17 protein-coding genes are annotated in these 18243 nt (G+C 42.0%); 10 read left to right on the top strand and 7 right to left on the bottom strand.

Annotated elements, in window-relative coordinates:
• Nucleotides 1–328 precede the first annotated feature (328 nt).
• The 3 genes from GTQ34_RS09975 to GTQ34_RS09965 all read left to right on the top strand — a co-directional run bounded on the left by GTQ34_RS09975 (nucleotide 329) and on the right by GTQ34_RS09965 (nucleotide 6086).
• Nucleotides 329–3181, top strand: a complete 2853-nt coding sequence (locus tag GTQ34_RS09975; RefSeq protein ID WP_166523623.1) for a TonB-dependent receptor — start codon at nucleotides 329–331, stop codon at nucleotides 3179–3181.
• A gap of 75 nt (nucleotides 3182–3256) precedes the next feature.
• Entirely contained in the window at nucleotides 3257–4525 is a 1269-nt protein-coding gene (locus GTQ34_RS09970) for a pyridoxal phosphate-dependent aminotransferase (protein WP_166523622.1), read from the top strand.
• 130 nt (nucleotides 4526–4655) lie between these two features.
• Complete coding sequence (locus GTQ34_RS09965; protein ID WP_166523621.1) at nucleotides 4656–6086, top strand: SLC13 family permease; 1431 nt, start codon at nucleotides 4656–4658, stop codon at nucleotides 6084–6086.
• Nucleotides 6087–6165: 79 nt separating this feature from the next.
• Here GTQ34_RS09965 and GTQ34_RS09960 read toward each other — a convergent pair whose 3' ends face one another.
• Both GTQ34_RS09960 and GTQ34_RS09955 read right to left on the bottom strand, forming a co-directional pair.
• A complete protein-coding gene (locus GTQ34_RS09960) occupies nucleotides 6166–6468 on the bottom strand; it encodes a hypothetical protein (RefSeq protein ID WP_166523620.1) in 303 nt (100 codons plus the stop codon).
• A 346-nt stretch (nucleotides 6469–6814) separates the two neighbouring features.
• On the bottom strand, nucleotides 6815–7549 hold the full coding sequence (locus tag GTQ34_RS09955) for a hypothetical protein (protein ID WP_166523619.1): 735 nt from the start codon (nucleotides 7547–7549) through the stop codon (nucleotides 6815–6817).
• A 467-nt stretch (nucleotides 7550–8016) separates the two neighbouring features.
• Here GTQ34_RS09955 and GTQ34_RS09950 point away from each other — a divergent pair, with 467 nt between their 5' ends.
• From GTQ34_RS09950 to GTQ34_RS09935, 4 genes are all read left to right on the top strand, one after another.
• The gene (locus tag GTQ34_RS09950) at nucleotides 8017–8202 is read left to right on the top strand and encodes a hypothetical protein (protein ID WP_166523618.1); all 186 of its coding nucleotides are present in this window, start codon (nucleotides 8017–8019) and stop codon (nucleotides 8200–8202) included.
• A 109-nt stretch (nucleotides 8203–8311) separates the two neighbouring features.
• Complete coding sequence (locus GTQ34_RS09945) at nucleotides 8312–8758, top strand: hypothetical protein (protein ID WP_166523617.1); 447 nt, start codon at nucleotides 8312–8314, stop codon at nucleotides 8756–8758.
• A 154-nt stretch (nucleotides 8759–8912) separates the two neighbouring features.
• Complete coding sequence (locus tag GTQ34_RS09940; protein ID WP_235915007.1) at nucleotides 8913–9524, top strand: transcriptional regulator; 612 nt, start codon at nucleotides 8913–8915, stop codon at nucleotides 9522–9524.
• Nucleotides 9521–10246 carry a DUF3307 domain-containing protein gene (locus GTQ34_RS09935; RefSeq protein WP_166523616.1) on the top strand — a complete coding sequence of 242 codons (726 nt, stop codon included), beginning with the start codon at nucleotides 9521–9523 and terminating at the stop codon, nucleotides 10244–10246. The genes GTQ34_RS09940 and GTQ34_RS09935 overlap by 4 nt, the downstream gene beginning before the upstream one ends.
• Before the next feature lie 55 nt (nucleotides 10247–10301).
• Here GTQ34_RS09935 and GTQ34_RS09930 read toward each other — a convergent pair whose 3' ends face one another.
• Genes GTQ34_RS09930 through GTQ34_RS09920 form a run of 3 tightly spaced genes read right to left on the bottom strand, consistent with a single transcriptional unit; the run spans nucleotide 10302 to nucleotide 12084 of the window.
• Nucleotides 10302–11138 (bottom strand): SDR family oxidoreductase, encoded by an 837-nt coding sequence (locus GTQ34_RS09930; protein WP_166523615.1) that lies wholly within the window; start codon nucleotides 11136–11138, stop codon nucleotides 10302–10304.
• Between the two features lie 36 nt (nucleotides 11139–11174).
• Nucleotides 11175–11642: an anthrone oxygenase family protein gene (locus GTQ34_RS09925; RefSeq protein WP_235915006.1), complete on the bottom strand. Its 468-nt coding sequence runs from the start codon at nucleotides 11640–11642 to the stop codon at nucleotides 11175–11177.
• A 43-nt stretch (nucleotides 11643–11685) separates the two neighbouring features.
• Complete coding sequence (locus tag GTQ34_RS09920) at nucleotides 11686–12084, bottom strand: DUF5367 family protein (protein ID WP_166523613.1); 399 nt, start codon at nucleotides 12082–12084, stop codon at nucleotides 11686–11688.
• Between the two features lie 113 nt (nucleotides 12085–12197).
• Here GTQ34_RS09920 and GTQ34_RS09915 point away from each other — a divergent pair, with 113 nt between their 5' ends.
• Nucleotides 12198–13259, top strand: coding sequence for an adenylate/guanylate cyclase domain-containing protein (locus GTQ34_RS09915; protein WP_166523612.1), 1062 nt, complete (start codon nucleotides 12198–12200; stop codon nucleotides 13257–13259).
• Between the two features lie 3 nt (nucleotides 13260–13262).
• On the opposite strand, the gene GTQ34_RS09910 is transcribed toward GTQ34_RS09915, so the two are convergent.
• On the bottom strand, nucleotides 13263–14120 hold the full coding sequence (locus tag GTQ34_RS09910; protein WP_166523611.1) for a helix-turn-helix transcriptional regulator: 858 nt from the start codon (nucleotides 14118–14120) through the stop codon (nucleotides 13263–13265).
• Between the two features lie 103 nt (nucleotides 14121–14223).
• A complete protein-coding gene (locus tag GTQ34_RS09905; RefSeq protein ID WP_235915005.1) occupies nucleotides 14224–15156 on the bottom strand; it encodes a DUF6607 family protein in 933 nt (310 codons plus the stop codon).
• Between the two features lie 95 nt (nucleotides 15157–15251).
• Between GTQ34_RS09905 and GTQ34_RS09900 the strand changes: the two genes are divergently transcribed.
• Entirely contained in the window at nucleotides 15252–17351 is a 2100-nt protein-coding gene (locus tag GTQ34_RS09900; RefSeq protein ID WP_166523610.1) for a TonB-dependent receptor plug domain-containing protein, read from the top strand.
• Nucleotides 17352–17364: 13 nt separating this feature from the next.
• Entirely contained in the window at nucleotides 17365–18243 is an 879-nt protein-coding gene (locus tag GTQ34_RS09895; RefSeq protein ID WP_166523609.1) for an IPT/TIG domain-containing protein, read from the top strand.

Below are 18243 nucleotides of genomic sequence, written 5' to 3'. Positions count from 1 at the left end.
AATAGTTAGGTTTTTCTTTTTGAGATTTCTAAAAAAAATCACCAAAAATTCGTTTTTGAAAGGAGTTTTAATATCTGGATAGATAGCATTTTAGTCTATCGGCATATCTTCCATCTTTACTGAGAATCCTAAAACTGACTCAAAAGATTTTTGAATAAACACCAAATCATTCCGAATTTTTTTCATTAAAAAAATTTATAGAATCCATAAAAAAAATCTTCTTTTAGATAAAAATCAATACCTTACATAGGTAAAAATTGTGTGATATTGATTTTTTTAACAATTTCTATGATTTAAACATGCGAACCTAACTCTAAATAATATAACCATGAAAAAATTAACACTTGCTCTTTTTTCAGTTTTGTTGGTTTCTTTTGCCTCGCTAGCACAAGAGGTAACGGGAACGGTCTTCGACGACCAGAACCAACCCTTACCGGGAGTTTCAATCCTGCTTAAGGGTACTACGACCGGTGTAATTACAGATTTTGATGGAAATTATTCCATTGAAGCTAACATTGGAGACACTCTTGTTTTTTCCTATGTTGGTTTCAATACACAGGAAGTAATTGTAAATGGCAGTACACTCGATGTCACACTGCGAGCTGGCTTGGCCTTGGAGAATGTCGTTGTTGTGGGTTCCCGTAATGTGAATCGGACAGCTACAGATACTCCTGTGCCTGTCGATGTCTTGGATGTTACAGAATTGGTATTATCATCTCCACAGGTAACTGTTGAAGAAATCCTGAATTATGCCGCGCCATCTTTTACCTCAAACCCACAGACCATTTCCGACGGTACGGATCATATTGCCCCAGCGGCTTTGCGAGGACTTGGTCCCGATCAGGTACTAGTCTTGATCAATGGCAAACGTAGGCACAAAACGGCATTGGTAAATGTAAATGGTACGTTTGGGCGTGGTAGTGTTGGAACGGATATGACGACCATACCATCAAATTCAATCTCACGAATAGAAATTCTAAGGGATGGAGCTGCCGCTCAATATGGATCCGACGCCATTGCCGGAGTAATCAATATTGTGCTCAGACGGAATGTGAATGAACTTCAGGTAGATGTAACCACTGGAGCCAATTTTACCAGCGAAAGCAGTCCAGAAAAAGAAGTTGACGGTGAACAAGTGAATCTGGGCCTTAATTACGGCCTTCCCATTGGGGATGAAGGAGGTTTCGTGAACTTTACCGGTAGTTTTAACTACAGGGGATGGACCAATCGAATGCTGGAATGGGAAGGACAAATATTCAATTCGTACAATTCGATTGAAAGGGTCGCTGCTGCGGACGGATATGACATCTCATTACTCTTGGACGACGACCTAGACGATATTTTTCAATACGCCGGTGCGGCCGGGGTTACCCTTACAGGAAGTGAAACCAAAGAAGAGCTTCAGGGAATACTTAATGCCGATGTGACAGAGTCAGAATTGTCCGCACGAAATTTGGTCAGAAGTGACTTCAATATGAGAGTGGGTCAATCTGAGTTGAGAGGAGCGCAGTTCTTTGCCAATCTATCAATTCCCTTGGGAGAAAATCTTGAACTTTATGGTTTTGGGGGTATTAGCTTCAAAACCGGTAATGCCGCAGGTTTTTATCGCTTGCCATTTCAATCTAGAGCCTATACTCCAGCCTATATTAACGGTTTTAGACCTGAAATCAATTCTAGTATCTCAGACCAATCTGCAGCATTTGGCATACGAGGTATGCTTGGAGACTGGAACGTTGATTTTAGCAATTCATATGGGAAAAACTCATTTCTGTATAGGGTGACCAATTCGAATAATGCCTCCTTGGCCAATTCAACGCCATTTGAAGCTGACTCGGGTGGGTTCAACTATAGTGAAAATACCACCAATTTTGATATGAGCCAGTTCTTTGGCGACATAATGGCCGGACTTAACATTGCCTTTGGAGCTGAGTATCGCGTAGAAAACTATGCAATAGTAGCTGGGGAAGAAGCCTCTTATGCACAATACAATACTTTGGGCAATGTTCACGATCCAACAGACCCCAATTCAGTTGTACCCACTGACTTTTTTGGCAGTTCCAGACCTGGTGGTATCCAGGTGTTCCCAGGTTTTAAACCCGACAACGAGATAGATGCATTTAGGAACTCAATCGCTGGTTATTTTGATGTTGAAGCCGATTTTTCAGAATCCTTTTTAATGAGTGGAGCGGTCCGATATGAAAATTTCTCTGATTTTGGTGGTACGGTCAATTTCAAATTGGCATCAAGAATCAAGGCGTCAGAAAACTTCAACATCCGGGGAGGTCTGCAAACAGGTTTTAGAGCTCCCTCATTGCACCAAATCCACTTTAATTCTACCTCTACGCTATTTGTGGACGGCGTGCCCAACGAAGTGGGTATTTTTTCAAACACCTCAAGGGTCGCTCGATTATTAGGCATTCAGGAACTCAAAGAAGAAACTTCCTTTGGTGTGGCTGCAGGTTTCACGGCAAGGGTGCCCAATGCAAACCTCAAATTTACAGTTGATGGTTTTCTTGTGAATATTGATGACAGGGTTGTATTGACGGGGCAGTTTGATGATGGGGGTGATCCGGAATTAGCTGCGCTATTTGCTCAAGCCAATGCCACGCAAGCGGCATTCTTTGCCAATTCTGTAGATACCGAAACAAAGGGAGTGGACTTGGTAATAGATCACAATGCCACGATTTCGGATAATATCTCATTGACCAATACTTTGGCCTTCACTTTTTCAGAAACCAGTGTTGAAAATGTCAAAGTGCCTACGGCAGTTGCGAATGCGGGGCTAAGCGACACCTATTTTGATCCAACCAGCAGAATCTTTTTAGAGTCGGCCGTACCCACCACCAAGGGAAATCTGTCACATAATGTTCGAGTAGGTGATAACTGGAATTTCTTTTTGCGAAACAGCTATTTCGGAGAAGTGGAGGAAGCAACAAACAATGATGACCCAACGGTCGATACTACTTTTGGAGCCAAGATAATCACTGATTTAACGGTGGGCTATAATCTTTCTCCAGATTTAAGATTAACCATTGGAGCAAATAATCTATTGGATGTTTATCCTGACGAAAACGATCCTGCTTTCCGGTCAAGTGGTAGGTTCATCTATTCCAGAAGATCAGTTCAATTTGGAATAAACGGAAGGTACATTTTTGGAAGGTTGACATTTAAAATCAAATAAGAATAATACCGTTTTCGATTCAAAATATAAGAAGCTTCATTTTTTGGAGCTTCTTTGTTTATATAATGTGCTATCATGATAGAGATTAACACCCGGATACAAAATCTTAAGCCCTCTGCTACATTGGCAATCAACCAAAAGGTAAAGCGATTACGCAATCAGGGCCATATCGTATACAATTTTGGTTTTGGACAGTCGCCCTTTACCATTCACCAAAAAATTGTAGCCGCGCTGATAGACAATGCGGACAACAACGATTATCTTCCTTCCACGGGCTTGCCAGAGCTGAAGGAAAATATTTCTTCCTATTTGAAAAAATACCATCGTGTTGTTGCCAATCCCAAGTACATCTACATTGGCCCCGGTAGTAAAGAGTTACTCTATCAAACTATTTTGATGCTTGAAGGCGTCTTTTTAATCCCACAGGGAAGTTGGGTAAGCTATCTTCCACAAGTGAAATCAAAGGGTGGAAAATACGCCATTTTGAAAACACCCCATGAAAACAACTATAAGGTAACTGCAGATATCCTATTGGATTATTGTGCGAACAACTTTGCCGGACAAAAAAACTTGATTCTAAATTCCCCGAATAATCCAACGGGGGCGGTCTATTCGGCGGAAGAACTAAAATCATTGTCCGAAGTATGCAAAGAGCACAACATTATTGTGCTTTCTGATGAAATCTACTCCCTGCTGAGTTTTCAAAATGGTAGGTCCTCCAGCATTGGCGAGTATTACCCAAAAAAAACGATTGTTTTTGGAGGTTTGAGCAAGATTTTTTCTGCCGGGGGATACAGACTAGGGTTTATGGCATTGCCCCAAGAACTGAAATTCATGCATGAAAATTTCAGCTCTTTGTTCAGTGAAACCTTCAGTGCCGTAGCATCACCCATACAGTATGCTGCATGTGAGGCCTTCTCATTGAAAAAGGAAGTTTTAGAACAAATAACCACAAACACCGCAATTTTAAAAACAATCGGTCACTACGTCTTTAATGAGTTGGAGGGCATTGGCGTCAAATGCACACAGCCACAAGGAGGGTTTTATATAATGGTAGATTTTGAAAAGTACAGAGCCCTTTTTGCAGAAAAACAGCTTTTTACAAGTAAAGAAATTGCAAACTATCTTTTGGAATATGGAGGTATTGCACTTTTACCAGGGTCAGATTTTTACTATAATGAAAATACATTGAATTTTCGGTTAGCTTATGTTGATTTTGACGGAAAATCAGCTACCAAAGGTTTTTCAAAAAATCATGTGTCGGATCAATCTTTTATTGAACAGTATTGTCCAAACATTTACCATGGATTAAAACAATTGAAATCCATTCTCAAAAAAATGTAGACTTCATAAAAAAAATTGGAAAGCCATGATTTAAAAAAGTGTAGAATACGAATAAAAAATAAGCTGATAAATATTTCATTTCTTCATTCATTTTTAATTAATCTCCAAAACCCTTAGTTTAGAATCCCATATGGAACTAAGCAAAAAAATGGGCCTTTTGCTGGGCCCTTTGGCCTTTTTAATCTTGATTAATCTACCCATGGAGTTGGTATCCGAAAAGGGTGATGCCGTAATTGCGGTTGCCGTTTGGATGCTTGTTTGGTGGATCACCGAGGCAGTTTCCATCTCTGTCACTGCGCTTTTGCCTTTACTATTATTACCTATTCTTAAAATATTGCCAATAGCCGATGTGGGTGCCAACTATGGAAGTCCCATTGTTTTTTTGTTCTTCGGTGGGTTTGTCATGGCGTTGGCATTGGAAAAGGTAAACCTCCACCGACGCATTGCCCTAAACATAATTCGATTGACCGGAACAACCCCGAATAAAGTTATTCTGGGCTTTATGATTGCAACGGCAACACTCAGTATGTGGATCAGTAATACGGCAAGTACGGTTGTTATGCTGCCCATTGCCCTATCCGTAATCAATTTATTGATTGATGATGAGGACGGCTTCACCAAAAACGACCAAAACTTTGCTTTGAGTGTTATGTTAGGTATAGCTTTCTCAGCCAATGCGGGAGGTATTGCCACGGTAATTGGTACTCCGCCCAATTCTGTTCTGATAGGTTTATTGGAAAACGAATACAATACTGAAATCTCTTTTTTAAAGTGGATGACCCTTGGTCTGCCCTTTTCCGTTGTTATGATTGGGGTGTGTTATCTGGTACTGGTGAAGTGGATGTATCCAAACCGGGATCTAACTTTTAATGCTTCCAAAGAAGTTATTGACAACGAGCTAAAAAAATTGGGGCCCACATCCGGTAAGGAAAAGATGGTACTCATCATTTTTGGAATCACCGTTTTTCTTTGGATTTTTCGGACGCTGATCAACGCACTTTTTCCTGCTCTTAGGTTGACCGATACCATGATAAGTATTTTTGCCGCAGTTGCACTTTTCGCCATCCCTTATAATCTTAAAAAGGGTGATTTTATCATTTACTGGAGAGACACTTCCAAACTGGCTTGGGGAATCCTAATCCTTTTCGGGGGTGGACTTGCCCTGGCCCAGGGTATGAGCTCCAGTGGTATTGTGGACTTGGTGGCCAACGCCATTGCGCAAAGCGAAATAAGTATTCTGTTCACCGCTGCCTTACTTATTTTTTTAATGTTGTTTATGACGGAATTGATGAGCAATGTAGCCCTGGTTGCTGTTTTGGCTCCTGTGGTTGCTGGTATTGCCCTTGGCTTGGAAATCCCCATTCTTTATTTGCTCATTCCCGTGACCATTGCCAGTAGCTGTGCCTTTATGTTGCCCATGGCCACACCGCCCAACGCTATTGTTTTTGCAAGCGGCTATATTAAAATTGCACAAATGGCACGGGTTGGGGTTATCTTAAACTTAATTGCGGTGGGATTATTGATCTTAGTCTTTCAGTTTGTGATACCGCTACTTTTCTAAATGAAAATGGCCCCCAAGTTTGGAGGCCATTAATAAACTAACTAACTCAAAAAAAAGTAAGAAACTAACTTAACTTTACTTATTCTGCATAAGGATTAAAATCTTCTGGAAGATACTCCGTCGTTTCAAATCCCAGCTCAATTTCTTCACAAAGGTCCATGTAATTAATCGATGATACTGAAAACTGTCCTTGATAGGGATCAAAGCCTTCTGGCAAATATTTTGAAGTATCAAAGCCCAACTCGTAGCTGTGGTCTTCCTCAATAAACTCGATGCTCTGAACATCCAGCTCCTTGGTAGAAGTGGATATGTCATTAGCATTGGCTGTAAAGCCCAAAACAGCTGTTGCGAAAACTATCATCAAATAATTTCTGTAGGTCATAATGGTCGTTTTTTAATTGTTTATACAAATGTACAACCAGAAAATGCTAAGATTATTACAATTAGATTTTTGTTAACGTATTGTGGGAAATTACGTAAAAACCAAGTTCGCAATCCTTTGAAGAATTTCTTGAAAAGCTATTGATCTAGGATATAAAAATTTGCAGGATTACCAGTTTCAAAATCCTTTTTTTAACAGGTTCTCCTTATCAATTTTTCTGTTATTTTTTTGTTAACGAAAACGTTGCGTGATAAAAGTAAAACCATAAATAGAAAAGACCCTCTGATAGAGGGCCTTTCAACTAACTAACTCAAAAATTTGTAAAATGAAAACTAATGCATCCTACTTAGTTTGACGCCACGTAGGGGTCAAAATTTTCTGGGAGATACGCACTGGTATCAAAACCCAAATCCATTTCTTCTTCCTCTATGAAATTCACAGAGGCCACATCCAATACATCGGTAAACGGATTAAAGCCTTCAGGCAAATAGTAGCTACTGTCAAGGTCCAATTCCAACTTTACATCTTCCTCGATATAAGGAATGGCTTTGAGGTCCACATATTCCTCATAAGGTGAAAAACCTTCGGGAAGATAGTCCTCGGTATTGAAACCTAGTTTCAAATCCTCTTCTTCCATGAAGTTGATTGAACTTATCTCCACAATTTGTGTATAGGCATCAAAGCTTTCTGGAAGATAATCTTCATTGTTGAACCCTAGGTCCAATTCGACTTCACTTTCAAGATATATGATGGAATTCAAATCAAAATAGGTTTCATAAGGGTCGAAACCCTCAGGCAGGTAGTCGGTGGTGTCAAAACCAAGATTGACCTCCGAATCTTCCTCTATAAAAACTATTTCATCCAGACTTAGCTCATATACATGCTCATTAATAAAGTTGCATGGCTCAAAGCTTTGCTCACATTCTTCTGCATTTATGCTCAATGCTGTTGTACTGTTCTCAAACGTGACAGAAGACTCCAAATCGTCTTGAAAAATGGCTGCCTCTGCACTTTGTTGGTCGTTGGCTACGGCGGAACTACTCAATAGCACACATCCGTAAATCATTAATAACTTGTTCATTTTTTGATTGAATTTTTGATTGATATTGTATGCCTATAAGACGGCACAAAAACACAATTGTTACACTCACTTAGATTTTTTTAAGAAAAGTATATCCGCCCTGAGGCCAGCAATAGTTGGGGTTTTCGTCGAAAGCATCAATAAAATACGGAGTTCCCAAAGGTTGAGCACTTTGCGGTAAAAATCGTGTCTTAATAATTATTTAACAATCGATTTTGTCCCTTTTGGGTTTCTAAAAAGTTAAAAAGCTCCTGTTTTGGGTCGAAAAACTCCCTTAAAAAACATAAAGGCTTCAATCAATTTCAGGAGATACTGTCCTAACTCATTCAATTTTTACGCCAAACCTTGCATTTTGTCGATTATACCATGCCTTTTGTCCGGCATACATCTAAAAAATATAATTTCACAACATATCATGGGGATTGAAAAACGCTTTCCCTAATTTAGTGATCCCAAATTGTAATATCATGACCTACAAAATCAAAAGTCTTCTCTATTTTTCATGCTTTTTAGCAGCCAGTTTTATTTATTACGCTATTGAAAAGCATGATGAATTTCAAAATCAATTGGAATCCAAAACTTATGTGGAAGCCGATTTTGAGGATACGGATGTTCCTTCCAAAAAGGAATCCGACGGTTTTTTGGTCGAATAACAACAGTCCTTCCCATTACATGTTAAATTTTTCTCAAATGAGACCAGGATGGTTAAACCATCGGTAGCGCTTGTTATCCAACTACCAAATCATTTAAAAATTTAAACATATGAAACAATTAGTAGTTGTATTGGTCGTACTGACCACTATCGGAGCCATGGGCCAAAGACATGAAGGTCGTGGAATGGACAAGGGTTTTCACCATGATTTGACGCCGGAACAATTGGCTACCTTAAAAACCAAAAAGTTGACCTTGGCCTTAGATCTTACCCAAGCCCAACAAGATGAGGTAATGAAGCTGAGTTTAGTGGAAGCAGAAAACCGCAAGGCTAGGCGTGAGGAGATTAAGGGCAAAAAAGAAAGTGGAGATTGGGAGGAACCCACTCCTGAGCAGCGATTTGAAATGGAAAACGCTCGTTTGGACCGTCAAATTGCCCAGCAACAAAAAATGAAGCAAGTACTGACCGAAGAGCAGTATGAAGTTTGGAAGAAAATGAGACTGCACAAGTCCATGCACAGCAAAAAGAAAATGCAGGAGAGAGGAAGAAGAGGATAGCGTGTTTTTTGTTGATTTTAGAAGTCACACCAGCCATGGGTGTGGCTTCTTTTTTTTTCCATTACTTTAAATATCTACTTTTTAGCAGATATTTTTAATTATCTGTAAATAAACAGATATTTTTAATTATCTTTGATTTAGCAGATTCTTTTAAATGGAAACAAAAATGATTGCCGTAATCACGGGGGACATCAAAAATTCCACGGAACAAAACGCCTCCAAATGGCTACCCTTGCTAAAAGAAGCCTTAAACCACTATGGCAATGAACCTTCTGCTTGGGAGATTTACCGAGGTGATAGTTTTCAACTGGAAACAACCCCCGAAAAAGCCCTGAAGGCCAGCATTCACATAAAGGCATGTATCAAACAATTGCGTAATATCGATGTTCGAATGGCCATAGGGCTAGGAGAAAAAACATACCAGGCCGAAAAAATAACAGAATCCAACGGAGAGGCCTTTGTAAACTCAGGAAAATGTTTTGAGGGCCTCAAGAAGCAAACCCTGGCCCTCAAATCCCCCGATGAAAAATTTGACAGGCACATTAACCTGCTTTTGGGTCTCGCTCTTTTGACCATGGATCATTGGACCCCAGCCATCTCCAAAACGGTGAAGCATGCTCTAGAAAACCCAAAAATGAACCAACGGGAACTGGCATCAATCCTCAACAAGTCCCAAGGCAACATCAGTGAGGAGTTGAATAAGGCCGGTTTTGACGAAATCCAAAAAATGATCCAATTTTACAGCATCCAACTTGAAAAACTATGACACTACTGGCCCTAAAACTCCTCCTAGCCCATTTTATTGGTGATTTTGCCCTTCAACCCAAGCATTGGGTATCCAATAAGCTTGAGAAAAAGTGGAAATCCAAATATTTGTATTGGCATATAGGAGTTCACCTACTCCTCCTTTTACTACTTCTCCAATTTAAATACCTGGGACTTGTCGGCATTATAATTGTCACCCACTATTTGATTGATCTCGGAAAATTGGCATTGACCAACCAAAAAAACTTTCGATGGCTTTTTGTATTGGATCAAGCACTTCATTTATTTGTGTTGGCAGCAATGGTATATTGGGTCTCCCCTTTTGAAATCGATTTCAACACCCTGTTCGGAGAAAAAAATCTGCTGTTGACCACTTTTCTGGTATTCGTAACCTTTGTCTGCGGGATTATCATGCGGATGTTTCTGGCGCCATATATTGCGGAAATTGTCAAAGAAGATGAATCTAGTGAGGGTGGTTCGCTCAAAAACGCCGGGAAATATATAGGAATGCTGGAACGACTTTTTGTCTTTGGGTTTATCTTGGTACAACAATGGTCGGCCATCGGTCTTTTAATCACTGCCAAATCCGTTTTTCGATTCGGTGACCTCAATAAGGGAAAAAACCGAAAATTGACCGAATATGTGTTAATTGGGACTTTGCTAAGTTTTGGCCTGGCCATTCTTTCAGGCATGGCTTACAACTACTTGGTTGAACTTATCTAAAAAAAGCGGACCCTATATGGGCCCGCTTTTCCGTTTTTTGATTGATGATAATCCCCTAAATTGTTACCGTTTGGCTCCAAACTCCGGTAGCAGCGGTTTCCTTCACATAGTCTGAAAAGTCGATAGGTTTTCTGCCCAACACCTTTTCAACATCTTCAGTGATAACCTGATTATTGGGATTGTCCAAAACCTCAGTGAACAAATAATCGATCAACCAAACGTAATCCTCAGGGACACCCTGCTCTCTGAGCATCTTCGTGTATGCCGGCAATGCAATTGGGGTGAAGGCAATCTCCCTGCCCGTCGCCTGAGCAATTTCTTTCATGATTTCTGCAAAGGTCAAAAAGCGAGGACCGGTCAATTCATAAATCTCCCCGTTATGCTCATCGTTTGTGAGCGCTTCAGCAGCAACTGCGGCAATGTCATTGGCATCCACATAAGGAACTTGGGCATTGGCCTTCGGAAGTGCCACAAACCCTTGCTGAATGGGTTCCAAAAAGAAACTCTCACTAAAATTTTGGTTGAACCAGCTGGCCCTGACAATAGTGTAATCCAAACCAGAGTTGATAACCACCTGCTCAGAGAGCTCTGCCTCTCGCTCACCCTTACCCGAAAGCAAAACCAGTTTCTTTACCTTTTGTCGTATTGCCTCCTTGGTTAACCCTTCTATGGCCTCCAAGGCTCCGGGCACCGCCAAATCGGGTTGATACGTTATGTAGACAGCATCCATTCCCTCTAGGGCAGAACTCCAGGTTTCCTGACTGTCCCAATCAAATGCAGGGTTTTGACTTCTTGATCCTATGCGGACATTATGACCCCTTTGGTTTAAAACTTCGACCACTCTTTTACCGGTTTTTCCTGTTCCGCCGATTACTAATACATTTTTTCTCATGATTTTGAATTTTTGATGTTATTATTTATGTGTTGCTTATTTTCCAATTCCTGCAATAATCAAAAGTGCAAATGAGAGGGTTGCGGATACCACTCGAATCCTATGAAACCGATTCCACGGTTGCTCAAACTTTTCCCTGAGCGACGCCAATTCTTGAGTCGTACTATTTATTAAGTCCGTCTTATCCAAGATTTGGTTCAAAGGAACGTTGCCAAAAACTGTGATGAGTACCACGCCTACAAAGTAGATGGCTACCGCAGCTGTCACCAACCAAAAATGGGTTGGAGAAATTCCTCGATTAATGAACACTGTAGCGATTCCCACAAAAAAGGAACCGATGAAAACTGCAAAGAATAAGGGATTTTCTATACTCCGATTCATTTTTTGAAAAGCCTGCAGGTACCCCATGTCTTCCAATTGTCCAATTCCAGGGGTTACAGCGTTACCCCAGGTGAAACACAGTCCGGCTACCAGACCAAACAAAAGTGTTGTAACTAAAAGCATGACGTTGCTTGTTGTAATTTCCATATTGAATAGTATAAAGTGATTAATTTGTTGTTTGGGATTTTGTATACACTTTTGCATACCAGTACAGTGTTGCAGTGACGATAAACTCCAGGCCTATCAACCAGAAACCCATATCAGTGAAGAATTCAAAATAACTTCCACCATTTGGAATCACTAAAAAGGGTACGGTGATCAAAGCATCCAAGGCCGCGGCAACCAAAAAGAAGGTCTGCCCAACAAAATATCCATGCATGCTGTTACCCTTTTTGTAGTACAGTTTTGACCCAAACCAGACTAACGGCATTACCGCGATGAACAAGACCAGATTGGCCTGTTGCTGTGCATCTTCCATAATGTTTGCCAAAAAGGATAGGGAGTACACACTCACTCCCAGTGCCCAGATAATTGTTCCGATAATTATTGCTCTTACTTTCCTCATTGTTTTTGATTTATGGTTACTCATTGATTACAGGACAAAACTAGGTTCACCTTACTCCTAACATTTGTTTGAAATGGAGGAAGATTTGTTCGAAAAGGATACCTTTGAAATTCATGGCAATTTCATTTTTTCATAGCCGTAGGTGGCGCATCATACGCTTCTATTGTGTTGGATGGACATTCGCCTTTATTTTCCTCAGTATTGTGAGAGGTGTTGGCACGATGGAGTTGGGAACCTTGCAGTTTGATTTTAAATCCAGCATGATGATTGCTGTGACCTTGGGCCCCCTAATGGGTTTTGTTTCGGGCTTTGCGCAAATATTGGTCGAGGAACGTATTTATAAGTATATTTCCATTCAACGGCTTTTACTGCTTCGTTTTTTGTACTCCCTGCTGTTTCTCATACTGCTCACCTTGCTTGCCTATGGGGTATATGAACTCTATTTTGGAACTTCTATACACTTTTGGACTTTTGCCTTTGATACAGGGAGCGGAGCCATCTATTTTTATGTGCTTTTCGTGGACTTTTTCTTGTCGGCACTCCAACAGATTAGTCTGATGTTGGGCGGAACCAACTTGTGGAAATTGATGCGGGGAAAATTCTATTCCCCAAATGAAGAAGAGCGGATATTCATGTTTTTGGATTTACAATCCTCCACAAAACTGGCTGAAAAGTTGGGTCATTTGGATTACAGCCGCTTCATCCAAGATTGTTTTAATGATTTGGGAATGGCCATCGTGAATAATAAAGCTGAAATATACCAATACGTAGGTGATGAAGCCGTATTGACCTGGCCACTGAAAGATGGTATTAAAAAATCACACTGCCTTGAAGCCTTTTTCAGCTTCAAAAGAGCATTGAAAAATAAAGAGGGGTATTATTTGAAAAAATATGGGGTCCAACCATTTTTTAAGGCAGGAATGCACGGAGGCACTGTTACGGTCACTGAAGTAGGAAAATATAAAAAGGAAATTGCCTATCACGGGGACACCTTAAACACCGCTGCCCGAATCCAGGGCCAATGCAACGCATTGGGTAGTGAATTATTGCTCTCTGAAGCAATGAAAACCCAACTTCAGGTCAATGGCTACAATTTTGAATCGAAGGGAAATGTTCCCCTAAAAGGAAAAGAGGAAAAGGTTGCTATCTATGCTGTTGTTCCCAGTACCGCTTGAAGTCTATCTTCGTATCTCACTGGGTCGAAAGCCAAATTTTTTGGAGAACGCGTTCGAAAAAGAGCTCAGACTATCATAGCCCACATGCCAGGCTGCTTCCTGTACCGTGGCCTCTCCATCACGAAGCAGTACATGCGCCTTGTTCAGCCGTTCATTTTGCAAATATTTGAATACAGGCACCCCAAAAACCTCTTTGAAATTTTTCTTGAGTTTAAAACTGTTCAGCCCTATTTGCAGGGACAGTTCTGACAAGGAAGGCGGATTGTCAAGGTTGTTGGACAAAATCGTTCTGGCTTCCTCCAACTTCTCCCGTTCCGAACGCTTTATCGTATTCGAGGGCATCGTGGCCAATTGTCCAAAAAAGTAGGACAACAGGGCGGTGATTTGACTGCGGAAAAACATCATCTTGGTCTTTCCCTTAAGCTGATTGTGAAAAATCTGATCCACGATAGATTGCATCTCCGGGGTCATGAAAAACCGAGGACCTTCGACATAGTGGTCGGAGGGCTTGACCAGTTCTTCCAATAATTCCGAAAAAAGGTCGCCTTCGGCATTTGGTAATTTCTCCAAATTTCGCGGTGAAGTTGCAATTACTATACATTCCAAAGGTCTGTCAGCAGAAACCCGATGCTCTGCATCCACGGTCTCGTCCGCATAAAAGGCCAGGGCCAAACCTTTGGTGTGCTTGTAGCGATTCTCTTTGCCATCATAGCGCATGGTAAGGTCCACATTACCAGAACCGTAAAAGGCCACGGCAATGACAGGCTCATCAAACCTGCAGGTGTCAAGTGTTTCCTTGCCTACGTGGGCCTCCTCCACCAAAATGATGAAATCGTTGATGTTGATAATGTCTCGTGTCATCGTCGTTTAAATTAATCAAATTTCGAAAAAGTTCCAGATGAAACAGTGAAAGACAAAAAAAGACCGTGATTTTCACGGCCTTTTCTCCTTTAAGCGATGTAACTTATTTGCCAGTAACTTCATTTTGTTCAGCCGTGGTAGCCACAAAACGATTGAGCACTTCCAGAACTTGAGAACTATTGGCTCGCTCCTCTTCCAAAGCATGCAAGTATTTGTACAGTGGCTTGTCATCTACCTTCTTTAACAAAGTTAAGTTTCCTTCTCGATCATAAACTTGGTCCCAGGCGGTACGCACTTCGGCCCAAAAGTCTTTATGTCCTTGCCACCAATCCAAAGCTATTTGGCATTTTTGGTCATCCACTTTTTTATAGATGTTCATTCCCTTTTCTTGGGCCAACAAAATAGCTTCACCATCTTCTTTCCTCACTATTTTGTCATTATCCTGCTCATGCACCCAACCGTAGTCGGTAATTTCATGTCGGTTGCCTCGTTTCATAACATTGTAATCACTGCGTTTGGTGTACTCGCGGCGGGGCAGTGGGGAATCGCTCCTATTTTCCCAAAAGTGCTTTCCATCCACGTGCACCCAACTGGCAGATCCCGAATACCTTGGACTATCATCCACTTGATGCACTTTTTGTGTCCATTGTCCTTTTACGGCATCCGATGGTAATTTGGAAAAGGTCCAGTTGTTGTCCTTTTCGTAGTGGAACACCTCTTGGTTTTCATAAAGCCAATCTTGCCTCCAATGCTTGATCACTGTACTGTCATTGATTACCAACAGATGCTGAATGGAAATTTGGTCATTTCCATTAATAATGGGTAGTGCGAGCTCTAAGGCAGAAGCGGTATAATCTGGTTTTTTTTCATAATCCTCGCTCGGAGCAAAAGTCTCTGTGTATTTAAAAGTAATGTCGTAACAACCGCACATATCCAGAATGGCTTGGCGATCGGCTTCTTTTTTGGTTTGCGCGGTCAGCACAGTAATCGATAAAGTAAGTGGCATTAAAATGGTAAAAAAAGGTCGTGTTTTCATGATGTGGTCTGTTAATTGGATTGTGATAAAAAAACTTTATTATTATTTAGATTGAATAAAAATAAATATATATTTGTTCGCAAATCTAAATAAGAATGAGTCTAAATAAAAATAATTTTCTGATTATTTTTTTCGTTTTTACCACCCCTTGTGCCCTAGGCCAAGAAAAGACCGAACGCGACTCGATTCTTACGGAAAATCTGGAAGAGGTTGTGGTTACGGCCACGCGAACGGTACGCCAGCTTTCCTCCCTGCCCCTACCCGTGACCTTAATTGCCAAAGAGCAGATTGCACGTTCTGGGGTAACACGATTGAACGAAATTCTGAACGAACAGACCGGAATAGTCATGACCCCAGATGTGACCATTGGCGGTGGCGAAGGCGTACAGATTCAAGGCATCGCTTCGGATTATGTCATGGTGTTGATCGATGGGGTTCCCGTGGTGGGCAGAAGCTCCGGAAATTTGGATTTGAGCCGTTTTGCCATCGGCAACATAAAACAAATTGAAGTGGTCAAAGGGCCATCCTCCAGTCTTTTTGGTTCAGAAGCTTTGGGCGGGGTCATCAATATCATCACCGAGCGACCGAATTCGGATAAGGTAACGGGGCAAATTTCCCATCGGGCGGCTTCTTTTAACAACCAAAACAGTACCATCAACCTCAATCAAAGAAAAGGGAAACTGGGCTATTCTGTTTTTGTGGACCGTTTGAGCACCGATGGCTTCGACCTCACCCCGAACCAAGAGGGGCAGACCGTGAATCCCTTTTTCAATTATACCTTAAATGGAAGGCTGTATTTTAATGTCTCCGAAAACCTAAAGGCATTTGCCTCGGGACGCTATTTTTTACAAGATTTTGACATCCCTTCGGGCACCAGTGAAGAGCGGGACGGCAACCTTCATTTGCGATTGGACCATAATCTTACCGACAAATCAGGGTTTGAATATGAATTCTACTATACCAATTATAGCACCAACGAGCAGACCGTAGATCCCATTAATGATGAAATCCTGCTCGACAACGATTTTGACCAAAAACTCTTTCGCCCAGAAGTTCGTTTTAACCATAATTTCAGTTCGGACAACACCTTGACTCTTGGAGGCGGCTATAATTTGGAAACGCTAAATCGTTCGCTTTTTGCGGATGAGATTACCTTCAACTCCCAATATGTGTTTGCCCAATATGATTTTAGACCGCTCAAAAAACTCAACATCATCGCCGGGGCCCGTTTTGACAACCACAGCGAATACAATTCCCAACTGAGCCCGAAACTATCCGCCCGCTATGATCTGAATCCGCATTGGGCACTAAAAGGTTCCGTGGGCAGTGGTTTTAAAGCTCCTGATTTTAGACAACTCTACCTCGATTTCACCAATGCGTCCGGAGGTGGCTATTCCGTGTTTGGCAAAGAAGTGGAAGCCGAGGGCATCCAACGATTGCAGGCCAATGATGAAGTGGCCAACTTGGCCGTGGACCCCAATGACCTTGGTGAGCCCTTGGATGCCGAGAGTTCGGTAGGGATCAACCTAGGGGTGGGTTTCAAAAAAGGAAAATTGCGCAGTGACCTGAATTTCTTCCGAAACGACTTCGAAAATCTGATTGACACTCGCATTTTGGCCGCCAAGACCAATGGACAAAACGTTTTTGGTTACATCAACCGGGAAAGCGTGTACACCCAAGGGCTGGAAGTGGACCTGCAATACAAGGCGCTCGAAAATCTAAATCTTTCCGCAGGCTATCAATTGCTCTATGCATTCGATAAGGATAAAGAGGATGCCGTGGAGAATGGAGAGGTCTTTGGACGTGATCCCGAAACCTTGGAAACCATCCGTCTGGAGCGCAGCGATTACTTCGGTTTGGAAAACCGTTCCCGGCATACTTTAAATTTCAAGGCATTTTACGAGGTGCCGGAATGGGGAGCCAATGCGAACCTGCGCGTCGTGTACCGCAGTCGATTTGGACTTGCCGACCGAAATGGAAACGATATACTGGACGAACTGGACAATTCCTTTGTGGATGGCTACGCCCTGGTAAACCTTTCCTTCGGAAAGACGTTTTACGAACATTATCAATTGCAATTGGGGGCCAATAACCTGTTGGACTTTCAAGGATCAAATCCATTGGCCACCCAGGACAACGAACAATTGATCAATCCTGGAACACAACTTTTTGCAAGACTCAATATTCAATTTTAAAAATCACCATTACATGAAAACTACCTTGAAACTATTCAGCCTATGTACTTTATTGTTCGCCTTTATGGCTTGTAGCGATGACGACGGGGATACCGTTGCGGAATTTACCGTGACCGCCATCACGCCGGACTCAGGAACCGTGGGCAGCGAAATAACCATCACCGGAACCAATTTTCCGGATGTTTCTGCCATCAACTTGACCTTTGGTGGCGTACCGGCGACCATAAGCTCAGCGACCAGTACCCAACTAGTGGTTACGGTGCCCACAGGTGCTACCTCGGGAGCAGTGACCGTATCAGCCAATGGATTTACCCAGGATGCCACTACTTCATTCACGGTTTTGGCTAATCTGGTCAGCGGTACCATGGAAAATCTGGAAGCCCCACAAACAGGAAGTCAAGGGGAACCCGCAGGCGGACCCTTTACCAAGTTCAGTTTTGAAACCGGGGCCGTAACCGATAGCGATACCGAATGGGACATCGCCTTTCGCGGAACCACCATTGCCGTGAACGGAGGTACTGTAACGGGAACCAACGATGAACCCGCACGAAACGGAAACGGAGGAGCAGCCATCGAAACAGGACTGTTCGCCGAGGTGACCTCAGCGGCCGGACTCACTTTTGAGGTGGATGCCGATGGGGCTTTTGCCATCCCAACCGGAAGTGGCGAAGGCTGGTACAACTACAATCCCGCTACGTTTACGCTAAGCCCAATTCCTGGGCGGGTTTTGGTGTTCCGAACCCATGATGGCAGGTACGCCAAGGTGGAGATTTTAAGCTATTACCGGGATGCACCAGCAGTACCCGACCCTTTTATGGATGAGTCCCGTATGTATACCTTCAATTATGTGTACAACCCCAATGAAGGAGAAACCAATTTAGCTGCCAACTAA

The organism is Flagellimonas ochracea (genome assembly GCF_009903685.1).
Taxonomy (GTDB): domain Bacteria; phylum Bacteroidota; class Bacteroidia; order Flavobacteriales; family Flavobacteriaceae; genus Flagellimonas; species Flagellimonas ochracea.
This window is presented reverse-complemented; position numbering and strand designations above follow the sequence as displayed.